The sequence below is a fragment of the Streptomyces sp. NPDC005775 genome, from assembly GCF_042871565.1.
In the GTDB taxonomy this organism is placed as follows: Bacteria; Actinomycetota; Actinomycetes; order Streptomycetales; family Streptomycetaceae; genus Streptomyces.
Genome location: NZ_JBIAIU010000018.1, coordinates 25,594 through 51,841 on the forward strand (window position 1 = coordinate 25,594; position 26,248 = coordinate 51,841).

19 protein-coding genes and 1 riboswitch are annotated in these 26,248 nt (G+C 69.6%); of the genes, 13 read left to right on the plus strand and 6 right to left on the minus strand.

The window, feature by feature from the left end; all coding sequences use genetic code 11:
- Window positions 1-10: 10 nt before the first annotated feature.
- From ACFYPA_RS32550 to ACFYPA_RS32565, 4 genes are all read left to right on the plus strand, one after another.
- On the plus strand, window positions 11-1,387 hold the full coding sequence (locus ACFYPA_RS32550) for a pitrilysin family protein (protein WP_359084749.1): 1,377 nt from the start codon (window positions 11-13) through the stop codon (window positions 1,385-1,387).
- Between the two features lie 26 nt (window positions 1,388-1,413).
- Window positions 1,414-2,796 (plus strand): pitrilysin family protein, encoded by a 1,383-nt coding sequence (locus tag ACFYPA_RS32555; protein WP_359317470.1) that lies wholly within the window; start codon window positions 1,414-1,416, stop codon window positions 2,794-2,796.
- A 228-nt stretch (window positions 2,797-3,024) separates the two neighbouring features.
- Window positions 3,025-3,193: riboswitch (cyclic di-AMP (ydaO/yuaA leader) on the plus strand.
- 12 nt (window positions 3,194-3,205) lie between these two features.
- Entirely contained in the window at window positions 3,206-4,036 is an 831-nt protein-coding gene (locus ACFYPA_RS32560) for a M23 family metallopeptidase (protein ID WP_359084747.1), read from the plus strand.
- A 219-nt stretch (window positions 4,037-4,255) separates the two neighbouring features.
- On the plus strand, window positions 4,256-4,963 hold the full coding sequence (locus ACFYPA_RS32565) for a GntR family transcriptional regulator (RefSeq protein WP_359317415.1): 708 nt from the start codon (window positions 4,256-4,258) through the stop codon (window positions 4,961-4,963).
- A 188-nt stretch (window positions 4,964-5,151) separates the two neighbouring features.
- Here the strand turns inward: ACFYPA_RS32565 and ACFYPA_RS32570 are convergent, their stop codons facing one another.
- Complete coding sequence (locus tag ACFYPA_RS32570; RefSeq protein WP_123462851.1) at window positions 5,152-5,433, minus strand: HPr family phosphocarrier protein; 282 nt, start codon at window positions 5,431-5,433, stop codon at window positions 5,152-5,154.
- 174 nt (window positions 5,434-5,607) lie between these two features.
- Between ACFYPA_RS32570 and ACFYPA_RS32575 the strand changes: the two genes are divergently transcribed.
- The 4 genes from ACFYPA_RS32575 to ACFYPA_RS32590 all read left to right on the plus strand — a co-directional run bounded on the left by ACFYPA_RS32575 (window position 5,608) and on the right by ACFYPA_RS32590 (window position 11,083).
- Window positions 5,608-8,508 (plus strand): GNAT family N-acetyltransferase, encoded by a 2,901-nt coding sequence (locus tag ACFYPA_RS32575; RefSeq protein ID WP_359317412.1) that lies wholly within the window; start codon window positions 5,608-5,610, stop codon window positions 8,506-8,508.
- Between the two features lie 81 nt (window positions 8,509-8,589).
- The gene (locus tag ACFYPA_RS32580; RefSeq protein ID WP_359084740.1) at window positions 8,590-9,183 is read left to right on the plus strand and encodes a DUF5998 family protein; all 594 of its coding nucleotides are present in this window, start codon (window positions 8,590-8,592) and stop codon (window positions 9,181-9,183) included.
- Complete coding sequence (locus ACFYPA_RS32585; protein ID WP_359084738.1) at window positions 9,183-10,373, plus strand: nucleotide pyrophosphatase/phosphodiesterase family protein; 1,191 nt, start codon at window positions 9,183-9,185, stop codon at window positions 10,371-10,373. Before ACFYPA_RS32580 ends, ACFYPA_RS32585 begins: the two co-directional genes overlap by 1 nt.
- Window positions 10,374-10,432: 59 nt before the next feature.
- Entirely contained in the window at window positions 10,433-11,083 is a 651-nt protein-coding gene (locus ACFYPA_RS32590) for a thymidine kinase (protein WP_359084736.1), read from the plus strand.
- 280 nt (window positions 11,084-11,363) lie between these two features.
- On the opposite strand, the gene ACFYPA_RS32595 is transcribed toward ACFYPA_RS32590, so the two are convergent.
- The 5 genes from ACFYPA_RS32595 to ACFYPA_RS32615 all read right to left on the minus strand — a co-directional run bounded on the left by ACFYPA_RS32595 (window position 11,364) and on the right by ACFYPA_RS32615 (window position 16,433).
- On the minus strand, window positions 11,364-11,792 hold the full coding sequence (locus tag ACFYPA_RS32595; RefSeq protein ID WP_359084734.1) for an NUDIX domain-containing protein: 429 nt from the start codon (window positions 11,790-11,792) through the stop codon (window positions 11,364-11,366).
- Window positions 11,793-11,914: 122 nt separating this feature from the next.
- Window positions 11,915-13,123: a hypothetical protein gene (locus ACFYPA_RS32600; RefSeq protein WP_359084732.1), complete on the minus strand. Its 1,209-nt coding sequence runs from the start codon at window positions 13,121-13,123 to the stop codon at window positions 11,915-11,917.
- Entirely contained in the window at window positions 13,120-13,866 is a 747-nt protein-coding gene (locus tag ACFYPA_RS32605) for a hypothetical protein (protein WP_389135969.1), read from the minus strand. The genes ACFYPA_RS32600 and ACFYPA_RS32605 overlap by 4 nt, the downstream gene beginning before the upstream one ends.
- The gene (locus tag ACFYPA_RS32610; protein ID WP_359084729.1) at window positions 13,860-15,068 is read right to left on the minus strand and encodes an argininosuccinate synthase-related protein; all 1,209 of its coding nucleotides are present in this window, start codon (window positions 15,066-15,068) and stop codon (window positions 13,860-13,862) included. The genes ACFYPA_RS32605 and ACFYPA_RS32610 overlap by 7 nt, the downstream gene beginning before the upstream one ends.
- A gap of 87 nt (window positions 15,069-15,155) precedes the next feature.
- Window positions 15,156-16,433 (minus strand): hypothetical protein, encoded by a 1,278-nt coding sequence (locus ACFYPA_RS32615; RefSeq protein WP_389135972.1) that lies wholly within the window; start codon window positions 16,431-16,433, stop codon window positions 15,156-15,158.
- A 664-nt stretch (window positions 16,434-17,097) separates the two neighbouring features.
- Between ACFYPA_RS32615 and ACFYPA_RS32620 the strand changes: the two genes are divergently transcribed.
- The 5 genes from ACFYPA_RS32620 to ACFYPA_RS32640 all read left to right on the plus strand — a co-directional run bounded on the left by ACFYPA_RS32620 (window position 17,098) and on the right by ACFYPA_RS32640 (window position 26,212).
- Complete coding sequence (locus ACFYPA_RS32620) at window positions 17,098-17,964, plus strand: TauD/TfdA family dioxygenase (protein ID WP_389135974.1); 867 nt, start codon at window positions 17,098-17,100, stop codon at window positions 17,962-17,964.
- A 124-nt stretch (window positions 17,965-18,088) separates the two neighbouring features.
- A complete protein-coding gene (locus ACFYPA_RS32625; protein WP_389135977.1) occupies window positions 18,089-18,946 on the plus strand; it encodes an isocitrate lyase/phosphoenolpyruvate mutase family protein in 858 nt (285 codons plus the stop codon).
- Window positions 18,943-20,061, plus strand: a complete 1,119-nt coding sequence (aepY, locus tag ACFYPA_RS32630) for a phosphonopyruvate decarboxylase (protein ID WP_359084721.1) — start codon at window positions 18,943-18,945, stop codon at window positions 20,059-20,061. Before ACFYPA_RS32625 ends, aepY begins: the two co-directional genes overlap by 4 nt.
- Window positions 20,051-21,187, plus strand: a complete 1,137-nt coding sequence (locus ACFYPA_RS32635; RefSeq protein WP_359317404.1) for an iron-containing alcohol dehydrogenase — start codon at window positions 20,051-20,053, stop codon at window positions 21,185-21,187. Before aepY ends, ACFYPA_RS32635 begins: the two co-directional genes overlap by 11 nt.
- Before the next feature lie 18 nt (window positions 21,188-21,205).
- Complete coding sequence (locus ACFYPA_RS32640; protein WP_389135981.1) at window positions 21,206-26,212, plus strand: amino acid adenylation domain-containing protein; 5,007 nt, start codon at window positions 21,206-21,208, stop codon at window positions 26,210-26,212.
- Window positions 26,213-26,248 lie beyond the last annotated feature (36 nt).

The window sequence follows — 26,248 nt, forward strand, 5'->3', positions numbered from 1 at the left end:
AGGGACGTACATGCCCATGGGTCACACGGCCACAGCCCAGGCCGGCTCCGGCGGCTTGACAGCGACCGAGCACCGTCTGGCCAACGGCCTGCGCGTGGTGCTCTCCGAGGACCATCTGACCCCGGTCGCCGCGGTGTGCCTCTGGTACGACGTCGGTTCGCGCCACGAGGTCAAGGGACGCACCGGCCTGGCTCACCTCTTCGAGCACCTGATGTTCCAGGGCTCCGGCCAGGTCAAGGGGAACGGACACTTCGAGCTGGTGCAGGGCGCCGGCGGCTCCCTCAACGGGACCACCAGCTTCGAGCGGACCAACTACTTCGAGACGATGCCGACGCACCAGCTGGAGCTCGCGCTGTGGCTCGAGGCGGACCGGATGGGCTCGCTGCTCGCCGCGCTCGACGAGGAGTCCATGGAGAACCAGCGCGACGTCGTCAAGAACGAACGCCGCCAGCGCTACGACAACGTCCCGTACGGCACCGCCTTCGAGAAGCTGACGGCTCTCGCCTACCCGGAGGGCCACCCGTACCACCACACCCCGATCGGCTCGATGGCCGACCTGGACGCCGCGACACTCGAGGACGCGCGGACGTTCTTCCGGACGTACTACGCGCCCAACAACGCGGTGCTCTCCGTCGTCGGCGACATCGATCCCGACCAGACGCTCGCCTGGATCGAGAAGTACTTCGGCACCATCCCCTCGCACGACGGCAAGCAGCCGCCGCGCGACGGCGCGCTGCCCGAGGTCATCGGCGGCCAGTTGCGCGAGGAGGTCCGTGAGGAGGTGCCGGCGCGCGCGCTGATGGCCGCCTACCGGCTGCCGCACGACGGTACCCGCGAGTGCGACGCCGCGGATCTCGCGCTGACCGTTCTGGGCGGCGGCGAGTCGTCCCGGCTGCACAACCGCCTGGTCCGCCGCGACCGGACGGCCGTCGCGGCCGGATTCGGGCTGCTGCGGCTCGCGGGCGCGCCCTCGCTCGGCTGGCTGGACGTCAAGACGTCCGGTGGTGTCGAGGTGGCGCAGATCGAGACCGCGGTCGACGAGGAGCTGTCCCGGTTCGCCGAGGAGGGCCCCACGCCCGAGGAAATGGAGCGCGCCCAGGCCCAGTTGGAGCGCGAGTGGCTGGACCGTCTCGGCACCGTCTCGGGCCGCGCCGACGAACTGTGCCGGTTCGCCGTGCTGTTCGGTGACCCGCAGCTCGCCCTGACCGCCGTGCACCGCGTGCTCGACGTGACCGCGGAGGAGGTCAAGGCGGCCGCCCGGGCCCAGCTGCGGCCCGACAACCGGGCGGTGCTGGTCTACGAGCCCGTCGAACCGGCGGAGTCCGCCGAAGAGGCGGAAGCGGACGCCTCCACCGACACCGACGCGCCCGAAGGAGCGGACAAGTGACCGACGCTGCCGCGACTGGAGTTTCCATGGAGTACCACCCGCAGCCCGCCCCTGGCACGGCCAGGCCCTGGGCCTTCCCCGCACCCGAGCGCGGCTCCCTGCCCAACGGCCTCACGGTGCTGCGCTGCCACCGCCCGGGCCAGCAGGTCGTCGCCGTCGAGATCTTCCTCGCCGCGCCGCTGGACGCCGAGCCCGAGGGCCTGGACGGGGTCGCCACGATCATGTCGCGTGCCCTGTCCGAGGGCACCGACAAGCGGAGCGCCGAGGAGTTCGCGGCCGAACTGGAGCGCTGCGGCGCCACCCTGGACGCCCATGCCGACCATCCCGGTGTCCGGGTCTCCCTGGAGGTCCCCGTCTCCCGGCTGGCCAAGGCGCTCGGCCTGGTCGCCGAGGCGCTGCGGGCCCCGGCCTTCAGCGACAGCGAGATCGAGCGGCTGGTGGGCAACCGGCTGGACGAGATCCCGCACGAGCAGGCCAACCCGGCCCGCCGTGCCGCCAAGCAGCTCTCCAAGGAGCTCTTCCCGGCCACGGCCCGCATGTCGCGCCCCCGGCAGGGCACCGAGGAGACCGTGGCCCGGATCGACTCCGCGGCCGTGCGCGCCTTCTACGACGCCCACGTCCGCCCGTCCACCGCGACCGCCGTGGTCGTCGGGGACCTCACCGGCATCGACCTGGACGCGCTGCTCGCCGACACCCTCGGTGACTGGTCGGGCAACACCGCCGAGCCCCGCCCCGTCCCGCCGATCACCGCCGACGACACGGGCCGGGTGGTCATCGTGGACCGTCCCGGCGCGGTGCAGACGCAGCTGCTGATCGGACGCATCGGCGCCGACCGGCACGACAGCGTCTGGCCGGCCCAGGTGCTCGGCACCTACTGCCTGGGCGGCACGCTCACCTCCCGGCTCGACCGGGTACTGCGCGAGGAGAAGGGCTACACGTACGGCGTGCGGGCCTTCGCCCAGGTGCTGCGCTCCTCGGCCCCGGACTCCGCCTCCGGGGCGACGGGCGCCGCGATGCTCGCCATCAGCGGTTCCGTGGACACGGAGTCCACCGGCCCGGCGCTGGAGGACCTGTGGAAGGTCCTGCGGACGCTCGCGGCCGAAGGGCTGACGGACGCCGAGCGCGAGACGGCCGTGCAGAACCTCGTGGGTGTGGCCCCGCTGAAGTTCGAGACGGCGGCCTCCGTCGCGGGCACCCTCGCCGACCAGGTCGAGCAGCACCTCCCGGACGACTACCAGGCGCATCTCTACGCCCGCCTCGCCGACACCGGCACGGTGGAGGCGACGGCGGCCGTCGTCAACGCCTTCCCGGAGGACCGGCTGGTCACGGTCCTGGTCGGGGACGCCGCGCGGATCGCCGACCCCGTCCGGGCGCTCGGTATCGGTGAGGTGTCGGTCGTGACCGGCTGAGCCGAGCGGTCACTTCACCCGATACCCGGGCAAACGGATGGGTCACCGGAAGGTCCTGGCGGAGCGGTCTCCGTCAGGACCTTCCGGTTTGTCTGCTTTGTGGGAGAGGTTGCCCGTCTGCCCTGTGGGATGCGCTACAAAACGGCCTGTCCGTTTGGTGGCGGGAAGTGCCCCCGTCTAGCGTCGGCTCGGCTGTCCGTCACTCGTATGCCGCATCCGTGACGTACCGGGCAGTCATCGCCGAGTCCCCGTCAGGCGCGAGCCAGGGGAGCCGGGGACCCACGTAGTCCCTGGGGTGAATCGGATGCCTGAGCCTCGTGCGAGGCCGGGGGATCCGTAGGAGACCTTCCTGCTCCGAACCCGTCAGCTAACCCGGTAGGCGAGAAGGAAGGAAAGGACCAGCCACTTCATGGCGTTCACCCGTGCCACCGGGAAGCACCGTGCCCCGAGCCGTCTGACGCGCACCGGCGCGAAGGCCGTCGGCATCGCGACTCTGGCCACCACCGGCGTCATCGGAGGACTGGCTTCCCCGGCCCTCGCCGCGGACACCGAGACCCCCGCCGTCAGCGACACCGGCCTCACTCAGATCATCGCCATCGAAGGCACCCTGGCCGAGCGGATCGACGCACAGGCGGACGCCCAGCAGCACCAGGCCGACGTTGCGGAGAAGAAGGCCGAAGCCAAGAAGAAGGCCGAGGCGAAGAAGGCGGAGGCCAAGGCGAAGGCGGCCGCCAAGGCCAAGGCCGCCGCGAAGGCGAAGGCCGCCGCCCGCGCCGAGGAGGCCCGCGAGAGCGCCACCCGCGCCGCCCGCTCCGCCGAGCGCACCCGGCTCGGCTCCTTCCAGCTCCCCGTCGCCGGTTCCTACGTGAGCACGGGCTACCAGTCCAGCGGCTCCATGTGGTCCTCCGGCAGCCACTCCGGCATCGACTTCCACGCCGCGTCCGGCAGTTCCGTCGTCGCCGTGGGCGCCGGTACGGTCGTCGAAGCCGGCTGGGGCGGGGCGTACGGCAACAACATCGTGCTGCGGATGACGGACGGCACGTACACCCAGTACGGCCACCTCTCCTCGATCGGTGTGACCGTCGGCCAGAGCGTCGGCGGCGGCGAGCAGATTGGTCTCTCCGGCTCGACCGGCAACTCGACCGGCCCGCACCTCCACTTCGAGGCCCGCACCACCCCCTCGTACGGCTCCGACATGGACCCGGTCGCCTACCTGCGCGCCCATGGCGTCTCGGTCTGACCGGGACGAAGACTTCTCGGTGAAGGCCCCGGCTCACGCCGGGGCCTTCGTCGTGTCCGCGTTCCGGGACGGTCCGCACGGGCCGTGCCCGAACGGCCGGATGCCAAAAGATATTCATGAATTTCCACCCGCCGTCGGAAATGCGACCGCATTGCAATAGAGTCGCAGGACAGGCGTCGATCGGCCGTGTTTCGCGGGGATTAAGGCGGAGGTTCGGACATGCGCATTCCGGCGCATTCGGTATGCACGGCAATCCGTGAAGACATCGTCTCGGGTGTCTTCGAGCGTGGCAGCCGACTCACCGAGGAGGTGCTCGCACGCCGTTACGGGGTGTCCCGCGTGCCGGTACGGGAAGCATTGCGCACCCTGGAGTCCGAGGGCTTCGTGGTCACCCGCAGACACGCCGGAGCCTGCGTCGCCGAGCCCACCGAGCAGGAGGCCGCCGACCTCCTGGAGGTCCGGATGCTGCTGGAGCCGCTGGGCGCGGCGCGCGCGGCCCATCGCCGTACGGACGCGCACCTGAAGGTGCTCCGCGGCCTGGTCAGGCTCGGCCAGGAGCGTGCCCGCCGGGGAGAGGGCGAGGACCTGCGCTCCCTGGGCGTCTGGTTCCACGAGACGCTGGCCCAGTCCTCCGGCAGCCCCGGCCTGATCGCGCTGCTCACCCAACTACGGCACAAGACCGCCTGGATGTTCGCGATCGAGCACCCGGCCCGTCCGGCCGACTCCTGGGCCGAGCACGGAGCCATCGTCGACGCCGTGGCGCGCGGTGACGCGGAGAGGGCGAGGGCCCTGACCGCCCAGCACGCGGAGCGGGCCACTGCCGCGTACCGTCCGCGCCGCCCCGGCCGGCCGGACACCGCAGCGGCCCGCCCCGACCGGGTGAGGACTTCGCAACATGCCGTAAACACCCCGAGCGGCCGACATTAACAATTGTGCCGTATACAAAGAACAGGCATTCCCTGCGGCCTTTGTTTCCGCTGCCCGAATTCGCCCGGTGAGGCTCTTCGGCGGTCCACGCCTCTTTGCTGAACAAATCTGAACAAAAGAGCCGCGGCTCCCGGTCGGGGGTGCCGCGGCTCTTTCGCAGGAATTCCCGCGTGTGTGACCTGTCCGGGTCAGACGGTCTCCGGAAGCTCGTCGAGCCCCTCGGCGACGAGCTTGGACAGACGGTCCAGAGCGGCTTCGGCGTTGTCGGCCTCGGAGGCGAGCACGATCTCCTCGCCGCCCTGCGCGCCGAGACCGAGCACCGCGAGCATGGAGGCCGCGTTCACCGGGTTGCCGTCGGCCTTGGCGATGGTCACCGGGATGCCGGAAGCCGTGGCGGCACGGACGAAGATGGAAGCGGGGCGGGCGTGCAGGCCCTCGGCCCAACCGACGTTGACGCGGCGCTCAGCCATGGTTCTGCCCTTCACGAATCAATGGTTGTCTAGACCAGTCTCTCATGCAGTGCGCGATGCTCCCGGCCGACCCGCGGACCGCTTACCACCCGCGCCGCACCGTCGCCCGGCCACCCTCAGACTGCCCCGGCCCCGGGCCCCACGCGACCGCTGCCGGAGTCGTACGCTTTGCCCATGCAGCCCTCTCCGGAGCAGAGTCCGCATCACGCCTACCCCGATCACTGGGAGGCGGACGTGGTGCTCCGCGACGGCGGCACCGCGCGCATCAGGCCCATCACCACGGACGATGCCGACCGGCTGGTCAGCTTCTACGAGCAGGTCTCCGACGAGTCGAAGTACTACCGCTTCTTCGCGCCCTACCCCCGGCTCTCCGCCAAGGACGTCCACCGCTTCACCCATCACGACTACGTCGACCGGGTGGGCCTGGCCGTCACGGTGGGCGGCGAGTTCATCGCCACCGTCCGCTTCGACCGGATCGACGCGCGGGGCAGGCCCGCGTCGACCCCGGCGGACGAGGCCGAGGTGGCCTTCCTCGTCCAGGACGCCCATCAGGGCCGCGGCGTCGCCTCGACCCTCCTCGAACACATCGCGGCCGTCGCCCGCGAACGCGGCATCCGTCGCTTCGCCGCCGAGGTGCTGCCCGCCAACAACAAGATGATCAAGGTGTTCCGGGACGCCGGATACACCCAGCAGCGCAGCTTCGAGGACGGCTCCGTCCACCTCACCCTCGACCTCGAACCGACCGCCGAGTCCCTCGCCGTCCAACGCGCCCGGGAACAGCGGGCCGAGGCCCGCTCCGTGCAGCGGCTGCTCGCTCCCGGCTCCGTCGCCGTCATCGGCGCCGGCCGCACCCCCGGTGGCGTCGGCCGCACGGTCCTGCGCAACCTCCTGGGCGCCGGCTTCACCGGCCGCACCTACGCCGTGAACAGCGCGTTCGCCGCCGACCAGGCCACGATCGACGGTGTGCCCGCCCACCGCTCCCTCGGCGAGATCGGCGAACCGGTCGACCTCGCCGTCGTCGCCGTACCGGCCGACCGGGTTCCCGAGGCCGTGGCGGACTGCGGGGAACACGGCGTCCAGGGGCTCGTCGTCCTGTCCGCCGGATACGCCGAGTGGGGGGCCGAGGGCCGCGAACGCCAGCGCGAACTGGTGCGCCAGGCCCGCTCGTACGGCATGCGCATCATCGGCCCGAACGCCTTCGGCATCATCAACAACTCCGAGGCCGTCCGCCTCAACGCCTCCCTCGCACCCGAGCGCCCCGCCTCCGGACGCATCGGGCTGTTCACCCAGTCCGGCGCGATCGGCATCGCCCTGCTCTCCGGGCTCTACCGGCGCGGCGCCGGGCTCTCCACCTTCATCTCGGCCGGCAACCGCGCCGACATCTCCGGCAACGACTTCCTCCAGTACTGGTACGAGGACCCGGACACCGACGTCGCCCTGCTGTACCTGGAGTCGCTCGGCAACCCCCGCAAGTTCACCCGCCTCGCCCGGCGGACCGCTGCCGTGAAGCCGGTCGTCGTGGTGAAGGGCGCCCGGCACAGTGGTTCCACGCCGCCCGGCCACGCGGTGCCCATCAGCCGGATCCCGGATGCCACGGTCTCCGCGCTGATGCGGCAGGCGGGCGTGATCCGCGTCGACACGGTGACGGAGATGGTCGACGCGGGCCTGCTCCTCGCCGACCAGCCGCTTCCGGCGGGCGGACGGGTCGCCATCCTCGGCAACTCGGAGTCCCTGGGGCTGCTCACGTACGACGCCTGCCTGGCGGAGGGGCTGCGCCCGCGCCCGCCCATCGACCTCACCACCGCCGCCACCCCGCAGGACTTCCGGGACGCCCTGGCCGAGGCGCTGGCCGACGAAGGCTGCGACGCGGTCGTCGTGACGGCGATCCCGTGGGTGGGCGAGAACGGAGAGGCGGAGTCGGGCGACGGCGAGGTCCTGGCCACGGCCCTGCACGCGGCGGCCGCGACCGGTCCGGCCAAGCCGGTGGCCGTGGTCCATGTGGAGATCGGCGGCCTCGCCGAAGCCCTGGCCGCCGCGACCAGCACGGTGGCACAACAACGTCCGGCCACGGCGTCGCCCGCCCTCGGGGTACCGGGGCGCCCCGCAGGCCAACCGCCCACCACTCCGGCAGCAACCCCGGCAACCCCGGCCCCCGGCAAGGCTGCCGACGACGCCGCCCCCGACGCCCCCCGCGCCGTCGGACGGATCCCCGCCTACCCCGCCGCCGAACGCGCCGTCCGCGCGCTCGCCGAAGCCGTGCGCTACGCCCAGTGGCGACGCCAGGCCGCCGTACCCGGAAAGGTGCCCGAGTTCCTCGACGACACCATCGACGAACAGGGAGCGGCAGCCCTCATCGACACCCTGCTCGGCCAGGACCCCGATCCGCGCGGCAGGCCTCTGGAACACGACGAGGCGAGCGCACTCCTGGCCTGCTACGGCATCACCGTCCGGCCCACCCTCCCGGCCCCCGGCCCCGAGGAGGCCGTGGCAGCGGCGACACGGCTCGGCTACCCGGTGGCGCTGAAGACGACCGCACCCCACCTCCGCCACCGGGCCGACCTCGGCGGAGTCCGCCTGGACCTCGACTCGGAGGCCGCGCTGCGCCGGGCGTACGGCGAACTGACCGACCTGCTCGGCAAGCCCGCCGAGCTCCGGCCCGTCGTGCAGTCGATGGCCCCGCGCGGAGTCGACACCGTCGTGCGGGCCACCATCGACCCGGCGGCCGGCGCCGTCCTCTCCTTCGGCCTCGCCGGCGCGCCCTCGGAACTCCTCGGCGACACCGCGCACCGGCTGGTCCCCGCCACCGACCGCGACGCCGCCGAACTGATCCGGTCCATCCGGGCGGCCCCGGTCCTCTTCGGCTGGCGCGGCTCGGCGCCCGTGGACACCCCCGCCCTGGAGGAGTTGCTGCTGCGGGTCTCCCGGCTGGTCGACGACCACCCCGAGGTGGTCTCCCTCGCCCTGGAACCGGTGGTGGTCGCCACCCACGGGCTGACCGTCCTCGGAGCGAGCGTCCGGCTCTCGCCGCCCCCGGCCCGGACGGACCTCGGCCCGCGCAGGCTGTCGAACTACTGACCCGCACCGCCCGCCGCACCGTCCCGCCGGGGGGCGGCAGCACGTCCCCGGCAGTCATCAGCCCCCCGTAGGATGGTGCCCATGGCTAAGACCGGTACGACGACCCAGGGGCTGCGCGCGGCGATCGAGCGCAGCGGCTACTACCCGGCCCTCGTGGCCGAGGCGGTGGAGGCCGCCGTGGGCGGTGAGCCGGTCGCTTCGTACCTGGTCCACCAGGAGACGACCTTCGACTCCAACGAGGTGCGCAGGCACGTCACGGTGCTGGTGCTCACGGACACCCGCTTCATCGTCAGTCACACCGACGAGCAGAACGCCGACACCAGCTCCCCGACGCCGTACGCCACCACCTCCACCGAGTCGGTCAAGCTCGACCGGATCTCCTCGGTCGTGGTCAGCCGGGTCGTGGCCAACCCGGAGAAGTACGTCCCGGGCACGCTGCCCCGCGAGGTCGTCCTGACGATCGGCTGGGGCGCCGTCTCCCGGATTGATCTGGAGCCCGCCGCCTGCGGCGACCCCAACTGCGAGGCCGACCACGGCTACACCGGCAGCTCCACCGCCGACGATCTGAGCCTGCGGGTCAGCGAGGCCGGTGACGGCCCCGACACCGTGCGGCAGACGCTGGCGTTCGCCCAGGCGCTCTCCGAGGCCACGGCCGCGACGGCGGCCGACCGCTGATGGCCCAGCCGGCCTGGCAGGACGACCCCGTACCGCTGCCCGTCGACACCGCCCCCGTCCCGGAGTACGGCAGCGGCTCGCTCGCCGACCTGCTCCCCACCCTGGTCGCGGGCCAGGGCGTCCCCGGCTTCACGGCGGCGATGCCCGAGCTCACTCCCGCGGACCGGAACTGCGTCTTCCTGATCGACGGCCTCGGCTGGGAGCAGATCAAGGCGCACCCGGACGAGGCGCCGTTCCTGCACTCCCTCCTGCCCACCTCGCGCGGCGGCACGGGCCGTCCGATCACGGCAGGTTTCCCGGCCACCACCGCGACCTCGCTGGCCTCGGTCGGCACCGGCCTCGCGCCGGGTGAGCACGGCCTGCCCGGCTACACGGTCCGCAACCCGGAGACCGGCGAGCTGATGAACCAGCTCCGCTGGAAGCCGTGGACACCGCCGAAGGTCTGGCAGCCGTACCCCACCGTCTTCCAGCTGGCCGACGCCGCCGGAGTGCGTACCGCCCAGGTCTCGGCCCCCACGTTCGAGCAGACCCCCCTGACCAAGGTCGCGCTCAGCGGCGGCTCGTTCCTCGGCCGGCTCACGGGTGAGGAACGGATGGACGTCGCCGCCGAGCGGCTGGCCGCCGGCGACCGGTCCCTCGTCTACACGTACTACAGCGAGGTCGACGGCAAGGGGCACCGCTTCGGCATCGACTCCGACGCCTGGCGCGGTCAGCTGATGTACGTCGACGGGCTGGCCCGGCGCCTGGCCGAGCAGCTCCCGCCGCGCTCGGCGCTGTACATCACCGCGGACCACGGCATGATCGACATCCCGTTCGACGAGCAGTCCAGGATCGACTTCGACGAGGACTGGGAGTTGGGCGCGGGCGTCGCCCTGCTCGGCGGCGAGGGCCGTGCGCGCCATGTCTACGCCGTCCCGGGCGCCGAAGCCGATGTGCTGACGGTCTGGCGCGAGGTGCTCGGTGAACAGTTCTGGGTGGCGAGCCGTGACGAGGCCGTCGAGGCGGGCTGGTTCGGCCCACGGATCGACGAGCGGGTGCGCGGCAGGATCGGCGACGTCGTCGCGGCGGCCCACGACGACGTGGTGATCACCGCCTCCCGCAACGAGCCGCACGAGTCCGCGATGGTCGGCATGCACGGCTCGATGACCCCCGTCGAGCAGCTCGTCCCCCTCCTCGAAGTACGCACATAGAGCCCGTCCCCAGCCCGGCCCACCCCCCCCCGCCCCTCCCGAAAGGTGCTCACCCCGCCATGCCCGAGCTTGTGTTCTTCTCCGGAACGATGGACTGCGGAAAGAGCACGCTGGCCCTGCAGATCGGACACAACCGTTCGGCGCGAGGGCTTCAGGGCGTGATCTTCACCCGTGACGACCGGGCGGGGGAGGGGAAGCTGTCCTCCCGGCTGGGGCTGGTGACGGAGGCGGTCGAGGCCTCCGAGGGGATGGACCTGTACGCGCACCTCGTCGATCAGCTCTCCCAGGGCGGCAGGGTGGACTACGTGATCGTGGACGAGGCGCAGTTCCTCGCCCCGGAACAGATCGACCAGCTGGCCCGCGTCGTGGACGACTTGGAGATGGACGTCTTCGCTTTCGGCATCACGACGGACTTCCGTACCCGGTTGTTCCCTGGTTCGCAGCGACTGATCGAGTTGGCGGACCGGATCGAGCAGCTGCAGGTCGAGGCTCTCTGCTGGTGTGGAGCCCGTGCCACGCACAACGCGCGGACCATAGAGGGTGAGATGATCGTCGAGGGGGCGCAGGTCGTGGTCGGCGACGTGAACCGTGCGGCGGGCGAGGTCGGTTACGAGGTTCTCTGCCGTCGCCACCACCGGCGCCGGATGACTGCCGCGTCCGCTCGCGTGGGCGCGCTGTCCCCGGACGTCCTCCCCGTGTCATCCGTCTGACCCCGACTCATCGCGCCGACGATGAAGGGAGTCCCCGTCCGGCCCGGCTGCGCCGCCGACCCTGCCTTCCGGTCCCGGGCCGACGCGGTCTGCCACCTCTGCGTTCACTGCTGCCCGGCGCACTGCGGGTCGGCGTGGAGCAAGCCCGCTCTCTCGTTACCTCCGCGGACAGGCCCTGCCACCGGGCAAGCAGCGTCACGCACGGCAGACGACTACCCGCGAAGCCTGAGCGTGACGGGCTGTCCTGCACTCAGGTCGCAGGCATGCTTGGACTTGCCGTCTACGGTCGACCGATCATGCCGAGGCTGTCGATGGCCGCGGGGGACAGTACCGAGTCCGTGAGGTCGGCCAGCGGCATCCAGCGGACCTCGGCCGTGGACCCGTCGCTCTCGGTGACCCGCACCGTGCCGGGCTTGAGGTCGATGCGATAGAAGAGCCCCACGAGGTGCCAGTGCACACCGAGCCGATGGGCCGCGTAACTGCGCGCATCGACCAGGTGGGAGTCGAGGACTTCGAGTCCTGTCTCCTCGTACAGTTCGCGCACCAGCGTCTCCTGCGGCTGCTCGCCGGGGTCGATCCCGCCGCCCGGGAGATGCCACAGACCGGGGAGGAACACTGGTGAAGCCTCCGAGAGCCGGGTCAGCAGCAGTTGGTTCTCCATCGTGGCGATTCCGTACGCCGAAATGCGCGAGCGTGCCTGCTCTGCCATGGCCCACCTCCGAGGATGGTGTGGTGTGTTGGTGAACTTCCTTTGCCGGAAGTCATTCTGATCATGAGACTAGTACGGGTCGGTGGCGGAGGAGTCTCGCGGCATGTTGGGGAGCGGCGTGCTCAACCGCGGTACTCAGCCTCGATGTCGGCGATCCGGCGCAGGAGGGTGGCGTCATCCGGGGCCCTGACCACGTAGGAGTCGAGGAAGTCCGTGGAGTGGCGCACACCGCCGCGGCCGTTACCGGCGCCGCCGTGGCTGAGGTGTTCCACGATGCCCAGCGCAGCGAATCGCTGGGGATCGATGGTGCGGTCTGTCCCGCCGCCGGGGTAGAAGGCGATGAACCCGCAGGTGCCGCCGTCCCGGGCAGCCGGAGCAGAACCCAACGAGATGTCGAGGCCGGCGTCGATTCTGATCTGTGTTTCGATGATGTTGAAGCCGTACTGCCACTCGATCACCGGCGGGATGATGCCGCCCGGTGGTCGCCCGGCGACCTCGCAGAAGACGAGCCGGTCCTCGGGCGTGTGGAACAGCTCCAGGTGCGTGGTCCCGTCCTGGAGGCCCAGCGCCGAGAGAACTGACTCGTTCAACTCGTTGATCCTCTTCGACAGCTCACCCTCGCTGACCAGGACCGTGCCGAAGATGCTGCCCGGCGCATAACTGGCGGGGTCGGCGAGGTACTTGCCGATGCTGGTGAACCTGATCTTCCCGTCCCGCACGACTGAGTCGCAGTGGTAGATCTGGCCGGTTACGAAGTCCTCCAGCCCGTAGTGCCCGCCGGAGAGGTCGAGGCCGGCGACGACGCGACGGGCATCCTCCAGGGTGTCGACCATGTAGAGATCCTTGGCAGCCAGACCGCGCCGGCTTTTGATGACCTTGCGGCCGAGGCGCCAGTCGAGCCCGGTCAGGTCTTCCGGGGTGTCGAGTGCGATGAATTCCGGTACGGCCGCGGCGCCGGCAGCACGCACGGCCTCCTTCATCCTCAGTTTGTCGCGGAAGCGCTCAGCGGTCTCGAACGGCATGCCAGGCAGTCCGAACTTCGAACGCATCTCAGCCGCCAGCAGTACCGCCCGTTCATGGACTGCGATGACCCGACTGATCGGGTGGTTGCGCAGAGTCCACTCACAGATCGCACGCCATCGGGCCTCCTCTTCGGCGTCACAGACCGCGACGTGTGCGAGGGGGTGCTGGTTCAATCCGCTGAGCCCGCCGTGAGCCTGGTTGCGGGTCACCATATGGATGTCGATCTCGGAGACCGGGAGGATGTAGCGACCGCCACGGTCGAAGTGTGAGTACGGGTGGTTGTTGATAAACAGGGCGATCGGCTTCATCGAGTGTTCCCACCCAGTCCTTCGCTCGGTGCGGTGGGCCGGGCTGCGTGCGACTGCAGGGGCCACTCGAGGGCGCGGCGTGTCAGGTCGGTACCGGTCAGTTGACGCAGGAGCGCGGCCTCGTCGTCGTCCACGTGGTGCTGGATGCTGACGACCCGTGGTGTTCCGCCGGAGAGCTCGACCTCGGCGCGTACGAAGCCGTTCTTCAGCCCGGCCCCGTCGAGCAACTCCCGCAGGGCACGGAAGGCTGCTTCGCGTTCCGTCGAACGCAGGATGGCTTCAGGTCCGACCTGTTCCTGGCAGTCGGGCAACGACTCCCGGGGCGCCACCGAGACCAGCTCGTGAACACCGTCGGTCGCGAAGCAGTGCACCAGCACCGTGCGCCCGTTGGCGTCGACCGCGGGTCGGACGCCCTCTGCCAGTGCGGTCAGGACCGACGTGGGCGTTCCGGGCGTACTCAGCAGCTCAGTGGCCACCGCGGCCGGCGCGATGCCTGCCGCGCTGAGTGAAACCACCGCGATGGGGTTGAGCGGGCGGAGTACCTCGTCGACGAAGCTTTCGTACGCGTCCCCGGTGAAGTCCACGGAGTAGTAACCTGATTGGTCGTCCACCAGGTCCTGGGCGCATGAGCCGGGCTGCCGGACGAAGACCGTGTGGCAGCCGAGGGCGTGGGCCGCCTTTGCTGTGTTGACGGTCGCGTCGATCAGGACCAGGCACTGCTGCGAGCGGCCCTTCTCTACCACTGTCCGTTCCCTCCGTCTGAGTGGGCGAGTTCCTGCCTGATCGAGGACTCTTCCCAGTCCTCTCGATTGCGTACGTAGAGTGGGGCATCCGCGACGATGGCGATGGTGGAAGTCCTGCCACCGGACAGCCGCCACCGCACCGTTCCGTTGAGCGGCGCCGCCAGTTCCAGGACGAACGCCTCGCAGGCTGACCGCAGTTCGCCGAACCAGCGCCCTTCCAGTGCCTCGCGCACCCATACCTGCTCGATGTGCATTTTCTCGCGGATCGTCTCGGCGTCGAGGACCGCGGTCTCCAGGTGGCGACGGGAAGCCAGGAGAAGCCAGGCCGCCGGCATCTCGCGGACCTCCAGGACCTTCACTCCGCCGGGAAGGTGCTCCAGGCCCGTATAGCGGCCGAGGCCATGGGCGCCGACGGCGGGGTTCAGCTGCTGGATGATCTCCAGAAGCGGAAGTTCACGGCCGTTCAGAGCGACAGGGACGCCGGCCCGAAAGGTCACCTCGACGTCCTCGGGGACGACCTGGGCGTCAGGAAGGGCGCTCCACCGGTAGTAGGACTCGGGTACGGAGTGTTCCTCGGGGTCGTCCAGAACGCCGGACTCGAACTCCCGGCACCAGAGGTTGGAGTCGCCGCTGGCGGAGCGCTCAGCCATCTCGTCGAGGCCGGCGAAACCCAGTTCCTTGATCTTCACCTCGCGAGCAACCGGATCGAGTTCATAGGGGCTTCCGTAGTGCCCCTCGAATCCGAGGAGTTTGAAGGCTCCGTTGAGTCGGCGCAGGGTGTTCTGCGAGCGATTCGCGGTGTGCAGGATGACCGAGGCGTCGATCTCCCGCGCCGCGGTCAGCGCCATGCGTGCGATCAGTGGGCGGCTCAGTGACGAACTGATCGGATGGGTGTCCAGATACACCGACCCCGCGGCGATCGCTGGGCGGACGAATTCCTCCACGAAGGACACCCGGGCGTCCGATATCTGGAGATGGACCCCCAGCGTGTCCGCAATTCGCTGAAGCTGGGAGGTCTCCTCGTCTCCGTCCAGGCCGACGCTGATGGCATGCACATGGGTGGCACCGGCCTGCACGAGCCTGTACAGCAGATAGGAACTGTCCAGTCCACCGCTGAACAGGGTCACGATGGGACGTCTCAGGTCGATTTCACCTTCGGTGATGTCCCGGAAGGAACGAATGGTCCTTCGACTGCTTCTCATACCGCACATCCTTGCGTTAGGGCACGTCCGTGGGAGCCGCTGCCCATCCCGCGGTGGCGGCGACACCCGCAGCTACCGGCGTCGAATTCAGGAGAAGGCCTGCTCGGCGCCTGTCCCGTCCATGTAGTCCCGCAGGAACGACAGTTTGGAGTAGAAGCTGCGCTCGGCGGCGACACCGGCCTTCGCCAGGTGCTTCTCCACCAGACCGGTCAGACGGTCCAGATCGGCATCGATCGACGCGCCGTCCATCCCCTCGTGCCAGCGCGTCTCCAGGTACTCCATCTCGACTTGGCGCAGCCTCGCCGGCCGGGAATCCGTCACCACATTGACCTCATCCGTCTCGATGCCGAAGTAATGGCCGGTGATGACGGACTGGACATTGATGTCGAAACGGGTCCGCAGGAAGCTCGGAAGGCGACGGAAATTCAGCTCGGGGTATTCCGCTGACAGGAATCCTTCGAAGTCCTTGGCGGGCACCTCGATTCCCTTGCGGAATGTCTCTTCGCGCCGCAATGAATCCTTGGGGAAGCGCTTCCGTTTCAGCTGATATTTTTCGTCCGGAAGCTCCTGGAAGGCCATGTGACCCACTTCGCCGGCCGGGCCGAGGATCTCGAAATTGTGCTGCACGAAATGCCATCGGGTGAGCTCGTAGCCAGGATCCGTGATGAATCCGGGAAATTCGCCGTTCTCTACGGCAGCCCACAGCCCTCTGGTCACTGACCAGATCGAGGGGGCTTTGAACAGATTGATCTTCTGCTCGATCTCGATGCCCTGCTCGTAGGTGACATAGGCATTCCCCTCGATTCGGACGCGGTCCCGCAGCGAGTCGGTGAAGGAAAGCGCCTGGGAGACCAGTTCTGCGATTCCGCTCTCGCTCGCGTGGTCGAATCGGCCGACTCGGGCGAAGAGCGTGCCGACGGCCCTCACTCGGGCACACATGAGGACCTCGGTGTACGGATGCGCACCCTGATGCGTCCGCAGGAGCATCAGGGGGCCGAGTGGGGTGAGATCCCGCAGCTCGTCGAGCCCGTCGGCCCCTGCCCCGAAGGAGGCGCGCAGATAGTGCTCGAACGCGGGTGCGAAGCCGGTGGATGCCCAGCTCGGCAGGGGCTCGACGGGCTGCGCCGCAGACCGCTCCGAGCCATCGCCACCGATCACCGTCACCCGGTGGGCCGCGGTCTGCGCCGCCCGCACGAACTCCATCGCCCGGGCCTCCTCGCCAGGCTCCCCAGCCAGCCCGACCACCAGCATCGGAATTCCCGGATGCGGCTCGACGGAGTACTGGTGGGCGACATCTCCGAAAACAAGGTGTCGCAGGACGACACCGTTCTCCCCGTCGCTGCGCGCGGTTGGCTGAGCTGCCAATTTGAACCCCCAGAATCGATTGGAAATCAGGCTGATGCGTCAGCGGAGAATTGCTCGATGGAAGGTATTCGAGAGATTCGCGCCGACGGCCTGATGCCACAGACCGCTCGGTCTTCGGCGATGCAGCGGAGCAACGGCGGAGCGTAACCGGTTAAACGGGTCCGAAGCGTTGGCCGCGAAGATCAAGTGAGGATTTAAGCAGCACTGGAGCGGCGCGTCAACGTCCTCACATTTTTTCGTGGCACATACCATGCGGGATCAATTCGCACGTACCGGCCTCGGGAAAATTACCTGAATTTTGACATGGGTCACTGTTTGCTTTTCCTTGACTTAACTTCCTTGACATGTGCCCTTCACTCGACAAGGCTCATGATCATTCCAAGAACGTTTCTGTGAGCTCGAAGTACGGGGGAGCTATGAAGCTTGGCTGGGAACGTGGTGCTTTGCGCCGTCAGGTCCTACGACCGACGTGTGCCGGTTATGCACCAGTTGCCGCACGCGGTGACTGAGACCCGCCGGCAATGTCCTCTCCCGACTCAGAGGCCCCGTAAACCCAAGCCTGTACTCAGGCGAGCCGACTACGGGCGACCTCGCGTCCGCACCTGCCCGCGCCTCACGGCGGCCTGAGGCTGTGCCAGGGCGATTTTCCGCCAAAGGATTCAGCATGACTACGCAGGACAGCTTCGACAGCGTACGATTCGAAGTTTCCAAAGAGCTGACAAAGGATTTCACCCTCGACCAGTTGCGCGCGGAACTGCAGCCATATGCGCGGCGCTATCTTGACGGCGAGCCCGGCTGCTTCGTTCTTACCGGCCTGCAACATCTGGACCTGGCGCAGTCCCAGGCCTTTGCACTCGCGGCATCGTCGGCGCTCGGAGACCTGTTGCCGCAGGACAGCGCGGGCACCCTGCTCCGGGAGGTCCGCGACCGCGGGATGAAGCTCGGCGAAGGGGCTACCGGGCGATATTCGGACTCCCGCACCGGCGGCAACCTGCACACTGATTCACCTCACCGCCCGGGCTCGGTGCCGGACTACTTCACCCTGACCTGCATCCACCAGGCCGCCGTGGGCGGTGACCTCGTGCTCGTTCGACTCCCCGGCCTGCTGGAACGGCTGGGTGAGCACGCCGGTGTGCTCGAAACCCTCCGGCGTCCGGTGCACTTCGACACGAGGGATGACACTCCCGGCGCACCACGCACGACACTCCGCCCCGTCCTTGAGGCCAGGCACGGCAAGGACCACGTCCACTACCTGCGGGAGTACATCGAGATCGGGCACCGTCGGCCGGGAATCGCCCCGCTGACAGATGCGCAGGTCCGGGCGTTCGACCTGCTGGACGGCCTTCTCGACTCCCCGGAGCTCTGGTCCCGGGGCCGGCTCCGGGAGGGCGAGATGATCTTCATCGACAACCGATGGACTCTGCACGGCCGTGTCGAGTTCCAGGACCTGCAGGGCGATCACCAGCGCCTGATGCTGCGCACCTGGATCGGGGCGGTTCATCCTCAGCTCGCCGGCTCTCTCACGTCCTGAGAACTGGCTGTTCTCGTCCGAAAGCGGCCGCACCTCGGCCAAGCCGCGCTGCCGGTACATCAGGAGCCGCGCAGGCACATCGGAAGCGTGCCGGCTCGCTCTGCCACGACCACAAGGAGCAACGTTGACGGCCAGACAAATCTCGTTCCGCAAGCTGATGGCGTCCGGCGAACTGGTGCGCGTCGCCGGTGCCCACGATGCCCTCGGCTCCACGCTGGCTCAGCAAGCCGGCTTTCAGGCGGTCTGGGCCTCGAGCCTCGAAGTCTCCGCCTCCCGCTGCTTGCCCGACGCCAGTGTCCTGACGATGACCGAGTACCTCGCGGCCGCCGCCAGCATGCAGAAGGCGATCAACATCCCGGTCGTCGCCGACGTGGACACCGGCTACGGAAACAACCTGAACGTCGCGCACATGGTGCACGAGTACGAGGCGGCCGGCATCACCGCCGTCTGCATCGAGGACAAGCTCTACCCGAAGGTGAACAGTTTCGCCGCGGCCGCGCAGGACCTGCTGCCCACCGCCGACTTCGTCCGCAAGATCGGGACGGCCAAAGCCGCTCAGCGCGGTGAGGACTTCTACGTCATCGCCCGGTGCGAGGCACTCATCAGTCGGCTGGGCGTCGCCGAGGCCCTGGAACGCTGTTACGCCTACGCCGATGGCGGCGCCGACGCCATCCTCATCCACTCCAAGCAGCGTGACCAGAGCGAGATCGTCGCGTTCCTCGATGGCTGGGACGGTCGTCGACCGGTCGTGATCGTGCCCACCACGTACCCGCAGTGGTCGGCCGCCGAGGCCGAGAAGCACGGCGTATCAGTGGTGATCTACGCAAACCAGGGACTACGCGCCACTGTCCAGGCGCTGCGCAGCACCTTCGGCACCATCTTCGCCGACGGCACCTCGCTCGGCGTCGAGGACGAGATCGCACCGGTCTCCGACGTCTTCGGCCTGCAGAAACTCGATGATTGGCTGGCACTCGAAGCGTGATATCCAATGAAAACTTCTGCACGACGCTGGCGGAACGCGGCATCGACTTCGTCGCCGGCGTCCCCTGCTCGTACTTCTCCGGACCGATTGAGCGCCTGACCCGAGAGGGACGCTATCTCGCGGCGTCGAACGAGGGAGCCGCGCTCGCGGCGGCGGCCGGCGCGGCCGTGGAGGGGCGGCGTTCGGCCGTCATCGCCCAGAACTCGGGCCTCGGTAATCTCGTGAACCCGCTCACCTCACTCACCGAGACCTACGGAATCCCCGTAGTGGTGTTCATGAGCCTGCGCGGCTGGCCCGACCCCAAGCAGGACGAACCACAGCACGCGGTGATGGGCACGTCCACGCACCGGATCCTCGACGCCGTCGGCGTTCCGCATGTGACCGTGCCCGCCACCGCCACGGATCTCGGTTCGGTCCTTGACGAGGCCGAGGGCTTCCTGGCTGCGCGTAGGAGCGTGTTCGTTCTCACCCAGAAAGGCGCTGTCGAGCAGTACCGGGCTTCAGGCGCCGCCCCGCAGGCGGCGGGCCTCCGACGGGTGGACGTGCTACGTGCCATCGATCCGCTGCTGGAGGGAGCCGCCGTCGTCTCGACCACGGGCTACACGTCGCGTGAGCTGTTCGGCGTCACCGGCTCCAAGAACCACTTCTACATGCAAGGCTCGATGGGGCACGCGGCCGCTTTCGGGCTCGGCGTCGCCCTGCGGTCCCCGCGTGTACCCGTAGTCGTCCTCGACGGGGACGGCGCGGCCATCATGCACCTGGGAACGATGTCCTCGGTCGGCGCCGCGGCACCGGCGAACTTCGTCCATCTCGTGTTCGACAACGGGGCTTACGAGTCCACCGGCGGACAGGCCACCACCTCCCGCTCCACGGACTTCGCCGGAGTGGCCCGGGCGGCCGGCTACACGTCCGCGCGCCTGTGCTCCACCGTCGAAGAGGTCATGGAAGCCCTCGGGGCCGCGCTCCGGGGCCGCGGCCCGCACCTCGTCGTCGCGCGCGTGGAGAACGGCGGCGTATCCGCCTTCTCCCGAGCGACAGCCGCCATGAGCACCAGCGACATCCGCGAGGGCTTCGCGGAGCGGCTGCGTGCCGAGGAGCGCCTCCGTGACAGTTGACCGGCGCCAGGTGCAATTCGGTGCCGGCGCGGTGAACGGGCTGGACGCCCTGGTGGACGGGTACGGGCCGGAGCGCGTGCTGGTCGTCGCCACCGAGAGCGGTCTGACGAGGGCCGGGTTGGGACACTGGCTGGGCAGCCCCCGTCACCGGCTGTTCTCCGGCTTCCGGCCGAACCCCGACCTCGACGACGCCCTGGCCGGCTGTGTGCTGAGGGACAGTTGGCGGCCGACGGTGGTCGTCGGCGTCGGCGGGGGAAGCGCCATGGACACTGCCAAACTCGTCCGTGCGCTGCCGACCGACCGAGCGGCCGCGCTGCGCTGCCTGACCGGGACGCCGGACGGCCTGTCCACGGCAGTCGACACCCTTGTCCTGGTACCCACGACGAGCGGCACCGGCAGCGAGGTGACACAGTTCGCGACGGTCTTCGACGGCGACCGCAAGTACTCTCTCGACCATCCGCTGGCCGCTGCCACCCGCTCCGTCGTCGACCCGGATCTCACCGCCGGCTGTCCGCCTGCCGTGGCGACCAGCTGCGCGATGGACGCACTCTGCCACTCGGTCGAGTCGCTCTGGGCCCGCCGATCGACGGATGGCTCGCGGGCGGACGCGCTGCGCGCGCTGGACGGGCTCGTCGGCCCGCTCGGCAACGGCCTGAAGGACACCTCGCCGCAGGTCCGCGAACGGTTGGCGCGGGCGGCGCTTGACGCGGGGGCGGCCATCAACATGACCCGGACGACTGCCGCGCACGCGTTCGCGTACCAGCTGACCCGCCAGTACGGGGTACCGCACGGTGTGGCCTGCCTGCTCAACCTCCAGTGGCTGTACGCCTACAACGCCGAGCATCTGGAAGCCCATTGCGAGGACGTCCGCGGACGCGCCCACGTCCGTGCGCAACTTGAGTCCGTGGCGGTGGCGTGGGGCCTGACGGTCGCTGGGATGCCCGCCCACTTCGCCGGTCTGCTCTCCGACATGGGCTGGTCCCCGCGGCTGTCCGCATACGGAGTTCGTGAAAGCGATCTGGCGGCCTACATCGAGGCGGGGAAGGGTTCCACCGCTCGGGCTGTCAACAACCCCGTAGGCCTGGTCGGACCACTGGTTCTCCAGGCTCTCCACGAAATCTACTGAGGCAGGAGAGAGCTGGTCATGAAGCAGGCGACTCCCTACGGGGCGTGGGCTTCTCCCATCGCGGCTGCCGACGTCGCCGCCACGGACAGCCACCCCAACTGGCCCGGGTTCGTTGGTGAGGAGATCTGGTGGTCGGAGCGCCTGCCGCACGAGGGCGGTCGTACGACGTTGATGCGCCGGGACCAGGACGGCGGCAGTCCCCGTAGCGCACTGCCGGCGCCCTGGAATGTGCGCAGCCGGCTCATGGAGTACGGCGGCAGGGCCTGGGCGGGGACGCCCACGGCGGACGGTCACCTGGTGGTCTTCGTCCACGCCGAGGACCAGCGCGTATACGCGTTCGAGACGCAGTCGCCCGGCGCGCGGCCGCAGCCGATCACGCCGGCTCCGACCTCCGCCCTCAGGTTCTGCTTCGCCGATCCCGTCTTCGCGCCGCCCACCGGAGAGACGAGTACCCCCGCCGAGGTCTGGTGCGTGCGGGAGAGCACCGGGGCCGACGGGGTGCCCGTGCGGGACCTCGTCGCAGTGCCCCTCGACGGAAGCGCTTCCCGGGACAGCGCGGCGCTGCGCTCGCTGGCGGACGGGAGCGACTTCCTGTCCGGGCCACGCCTGTCGCCGGACGGCCGGAGCGTCGCCTGGATCGGCTGGGACAACCCGAACATGCCGTGGGACGCGAGTCAGGCGTTCGTCGCGGACGTCCGGCCGGGCGGAGCCCTCGGTGTTCCCCGTGTGGTGGCGGGTGGGCCCGAGGAGTCGGTCGCGCAGGTCGTCTGGACGGACGACGGCCGACTGTACGTGATCACCGACCGATCGGGCTGGTGGAACGTGCACCGAGCCTCCCTGGAGGGAGGAGAGGCCGTCAACGTCTGCCCGCGGGAGGAGGAGTTCGCCGGAGCGCTGACCAAGCTGGGTCTCAGCTGGTGCGCGCCGCTGTCCGGCGGGCGGCTGGCGGTCGTGCACGGTACGCACTCCATGCAGTTGTCGGTCCTGCACCCGGCGTCCGGCGAGCTGCGCGGCCTGCCCTCCCCGCGCACGGAGTGGGCACCGCTGTTGGCGAGCCGGGGCGACCGGCTGGTCGCCATCGGCGCCGGCGCGGAGAGCGACTTCGCAGCCATACATTTCGACACGGCCGAGGAAACGTCCACAGAACTGTCATTCCCGCGCGCATCGGTCGACCCCGCCTATCTGCCCCGGCCCGAGGGCCGGACCTTCGAGGGGCCCGACGACTCGCAGGTGCACGCGGTCGTTTTCCCCCCGCGCAACCCCGGCCACACCGGAATGCCCGGCGAGCGGCCGCCGTTCGTGGTGTTCGCGCACAGCGGCCCCACCGCCCGCTTCTCGATGGCCTACGACCTGCAGATCGCCTACCTCACCAGCCGGGGCATCGGAGTCGTCGGGGTCAACTACAGCGGCTCGACCGGATACGGGCGCGAGTACCGCAACCGGCTGCGGAACTCCTGGGGCATCGCCGATGCCGCTGACTGTGCCGCCGTCGCCCGGGCCCTGGCCGCGGAGGGCAGTGCCGATCCGCGCCGGCTGGCCATCCGTGGCGCGAGCGCGGGAGGCTGGACCGCCGCCGTTTCCCTGACCTCGCAGGACGTCTACTGCTGCGCCGCGTTGCTCTACCCCGTTCTGGATCCGGTGGCCTGGAGGGCGTCGCAGAAGGGCGGGTTCGAGGCGTTCTATCTCGACACGCTCATCGGCCCGTGGCCGAAGGCCGACCAGAGATACCTGGAACGTTCGCCCGCCCATGCGGCAGCGCGCGTGAAGGTGCCGTTCCTCCTGCTGCAGGGCAGCGCCGACCCGATCTGCCCGCCCGGGCAGGCGGAACTCTTCCTGTCCGGCGTACGAGCCGATGCCGCGCCGTACCTCCACCGGGTCTTTGACGGTGAACGGCACGGTTTCAAACGCAGCGAGACGATCATCGAGTGCGTCGAGGCGGAATTCGCCCTGTACCGGAACTCCTTCGTGACAGGTGTCACTGACGCGACGGCGTGTGAGACGGACGCGGATCGGAAGCACGCCGATTCCATCCATGCGCCCGTGCGGGAGCAGGCGTTCCGTACGCCCGACCGGATCGCGGTCAGGGATGACACTGGTTCCTGGACGTACCGCGAACTCCTGTCCAGAACAACGGAGTTGGCGGCGGTACTGCGCTCCCGCGGGGTTCGGCCCGGAGACCGGATCGCGATCCACCTGGATCGCTCGCGTGATCTCGTGGCCGGCATGCTCGCCGTCCTGACGATCGGCTGCGCCTACCTGCCGCTCGACCCGGACTACCCGGCGGACAGGCTGCGCTTCATGGTCGAGGACGCCCGGCCGGCGGCCCTGCTGACCCGGCGCGGCTCCGTCCCCCCTCCCGGGGACCACCATGTCGTGCACGTCGACGCGTACGACGGCGGTACGCCCATCCCTCCGGCGCACTTCGCGGACGAGTACTCCGGTGTTCCCGGGGACGCCGCGGTGATCGTCTACACCTCCGGATCCACCGGAACCCCCAAGGGCGTGGTGCTGACCCACCGGGGCATCGCCGAGATCCTGCGGTACAGCCGTGACGACTTCGGCTTCACCGAGCAGGACTCAGTACTCGCGCTGGCCCCGTTCTCGTTCGACTTCGCCCAGCTGGAGATCCTTCTGCCGCTGATCTGCGGGGGAACCACGCACCTGGTCGACCGCTCCGTGGTGCGCGACCCGAAGCTACTCGATGACGCCCTCGTGGAGCGCGAAGCCACCTTCGTCATGGGCACCCCGTCCATGTTCGCCGCTCTCACCGCGTACGGCTGGCGGCCCCCGCGCCACCTGCGGATCGTTTCCGGTGGCGAGGCCCTGAGCCCGGCGCTCGCCACCGCGCTCGGCTCGGCCGGCGAGCTGTGGAACATCTATGGCCCGACCGAGACGTCCATCTACTCATTGTCCGAGCGAGTCCACCCCGACACCGTCACGCTCGGCCGCCCCGCTGCCCACACCGTCATCGAGATTCTCAAGGACGGCCGGCGCTGCGCCGTCGACGAGACCGGTGAAATCCACATCGGTGGCTGCGGCCTGGCGACCGGCTACCTCGGACGGCCGGAACTGACCGCGGAGCGGTTCATCTCCGACCCCTTCCGGCCCGGCGAGCGGCTCTACCGTTCCGGAGACCTGGGCCGGCGCCGCCCGGACGGACGGATCGTCTACGAGGGCCGCGCCGACCACCAGGTCAAGATCCGAGGGCACCGCGTCGAGCCGGGGGAGGTGGAGGAGCAACTGCTCGGTCTCCCCGGCGTGCGCGCCGCGGCCGTCGTGGCTGAGCAGGGGCACCACTCGCTGCGACTCGTCGGGTATGTCGTAACGGCCGACGGCGCGGACGCCGACACAGGCGAGCTGCGGCGCCGGCTGGCCCGGATTCTGCCGGCCTTCGCCGTACCGCAGCGCCTTGTCCGCGTCCACGGCATTCCGCTGAGCCCCAACGGCAAGACCGACCGACGGGCACTGCGGGAACTCGCGGCACCGGGCGCGTCCGACGGGGCCGGGCTGGCCAAGATCTGGCGCGATGTCCTCGGCGTGCACCATGTCTCCGGCGCGGACAACTTCTTCGAGCTCGGAGGCGACAGCCTCAGCGCGATGGAGGTGGCGATCCGGGCGGGCGATCTCGGTCTGCGGATCCGACCCGCCGACGTCTATGCCACCCGCACCCTCGATGATCTGGCCGACCGGGCCTCGGCGCGTTCCGCCGAACCGGCCGTACCTGCCGCGGAGCCCGTCGACCCGACCGCATCCGCTCCGTCGCTGGAACTGTCCCCGGCACAGCACCGCTTCCTGGACTGGAACTACCGGGACCGGGACCACTACAACGTCTCACTGCTCCTCGATGTCACTGGACCGGTCGACCGTGAGGCGCTGGCCGAGGCGCTGGCGAGACTGGCCGAGCGCCATCCCGCACTCCGGCTCAGGCTGACCGGGACGCGTGCCGTAGCGGATCCGTACCTCCGGGCCGAGGACGTACCGCTGTCCTGGCACGAGCTGCCCGATCCCGGCGTGGAGGACCCGGAGCAGGCCTTCCTGAAAGAGGCGGACCTCCTGCAACGCTCGCTGAGTCTGCGCCAGGGCCCTGTGTGGCGGGCTGCGTTCCACTCGGGGCCCAGCGGGGGTCAACTCCTGCTGATCTTCCATCACTTCGTGGCCGACGGCATGTCCTTGAAGATCATCGCCCGAGAGCTGAGCTCGGCGTACGCGGGAATCGTCGAAGGCCGCCCGCTGCCTGACGTGGCGACCTGCTCCTGGGCCGACCACGCCACCACCCTGGGTCGCTTCGCCAACGGCCCGCTGGGGGAGCTGTTTCTGCGTCGCTGGCAGGCCCTGCCTTGGGAGTCCCTCCGGCCGCTGTCCGTGGACAACCCGGCGGGCAGCATGCACCTCAGCCACATTCGCACCGTCGTCACGGTGACCGACCTGCCGGTGGGCATCGGGGACGCGCGCGTGGAGGAACTGCTGATCTCCGCGCTGGCGACGGCCGCGGCTGAGGAGACCGGGAGCCGGACGGGTGCCGTCGAGGTATGCCGTCACGGCCGAACCGACCCGACCGGCGGAGCGGGCTTCCTGGATGCGGTGGGCTGGCTCAACAGCATCGCTCCCTACGTCTTGAGTGTGCCGGAGCACCGGACGGACGCGCAGATCGCGGCGTCACTGCGGGACCAGATCGCGGACATCCGCGACATGGAGCAGACCTGGGGCGCCCTGCTCCATCTGCACGAACGGGAGGACGTCCGCGTTCGGCTCGCCGCGCTGCCGGGGCCGGAGATCTACCTGAACTACCTCGGCTCGCGGATGAGCAACCTGGAACTCGCGAGTCCCTTCCGGGTGAGAGAGGGAGGGGTCGGCACCGAGATGACGCCGGACCGCACGCAGCCGTACCGGATCAAGGTCTACGCGAAGACCGAAGCCGGTGCCCTTCACCTGCGCTGGCAGTACAGCGCGGACGTCCATCAGGAGGCGGGCGTGCGGCGCATCGCGGCGGCATTCGAGCACTGGCTGGCGCGGCTGTCCCGCTGAACCGGCAACCGACGGCCCGAGCGGCCCCGCCGCGCA

Bases quoted from the DNA above. Each gene is read 5' to 3' on its own strand.
- ACFYPA_RS32570 (WP_123462851.1), bottom strand. From the start codon at position 5,433: ATGGCTGAGCGCCGCGTCAACGTCGGTTGGGCCGAGGGCCTGCACGCC.
- ACFYPA_RS32555 (WP_359317470.1), top strand. From the start codon at position 1,414: ATGGAGTACCACCCGCAGCCCGCCCCTGGCACGGCCAGGCCCTGGGCC.
- ACFYPA_RS32620 (WP_389135974.1), top strand. From the start codon at position 17,098: ATGACTACGCAGGACAGCTTCGACAGCGTACGATTCGAAGTTTCCAAA.
- ACFYPA_RS32550 (WP_359084749.1), top strand. From the start codon at position 11: ATGCCCATGGGTCACACGGCCACAGCCCAGGCCGGCTCCGGCGGCTTG.
- ACFYPA_RS32565 (WP_359317415.1), top strand. From the start codon at position 4,256: ATGCGCATTCCGGCGCATTCGGTATGCACGGCAATCCGTGAAGACATC.
- ACFYPA_RS32560 (WP_359084747.1), top strand. From the start codon at position 3,206: ATGGCGTTCACCCGTGCCACCGGGAAGCACCGTGCCCCGAGCCGTCTG.
- ACFYPA_RS32600 (WP_359084732.1), bottom strand. From the start codon at position 13,123: ATGAAGCCGATCGCCCTGTTTATCAACAACCACCCGTACTCACACTTC.
- ACFYPA_RS32590 (WP_359084736.1), top strand. From the start codon at position 10,433: ATGCCCGAGCTTGTGTTCTTCTCCGGAACGATGGACTGCGGAAAGAGC.
- ACFYPA_RS32580 (WP_359084740.1), top strand. From the start codon at position 8,590: ATGGCTAAGACCGGTACGACGACCCAGGGGCTGCGCGCGGCGATCGAG.
- ACFYPA_RS32575 (WP_359317412.1), top strand. From the start codon at position 5,608: ATGCAGCCCTCTCCGGAGCAGAGTCCGCATCACGCCTACCCCGATCAC.
- ACFYPA_RS32595 (WP_359084734.1), bottom strand. From the start codon at position 11,792: ATGGCAGAGCAGGCACGCTCGCGCATTTCGGCGTACGGAATCGCCACG.
- ACFYPA_RS32610 (WP_359084729.1), bottom strand. From the start codon at position 15,068: ATGAGAAGCAGTCGAAGGACCATTCGTTCCTTCCGGGACATCACCGAA.
- ACFYPA_RS32640 (WP_389135981.1), top strand. From the start codon at position 21,206: ATGAAGCAGGCGACTCCCTACGGGGCGTGGGCTTCTCCCATCGCGGCT.
- ACFYPA_RS32585 (WP_359084738.1), top strand. From the start codon at position 9,183: ATGGCCCAGCCGGCCTGGCAGGACGACCCCGTACCGCTGCCCGTCGAC.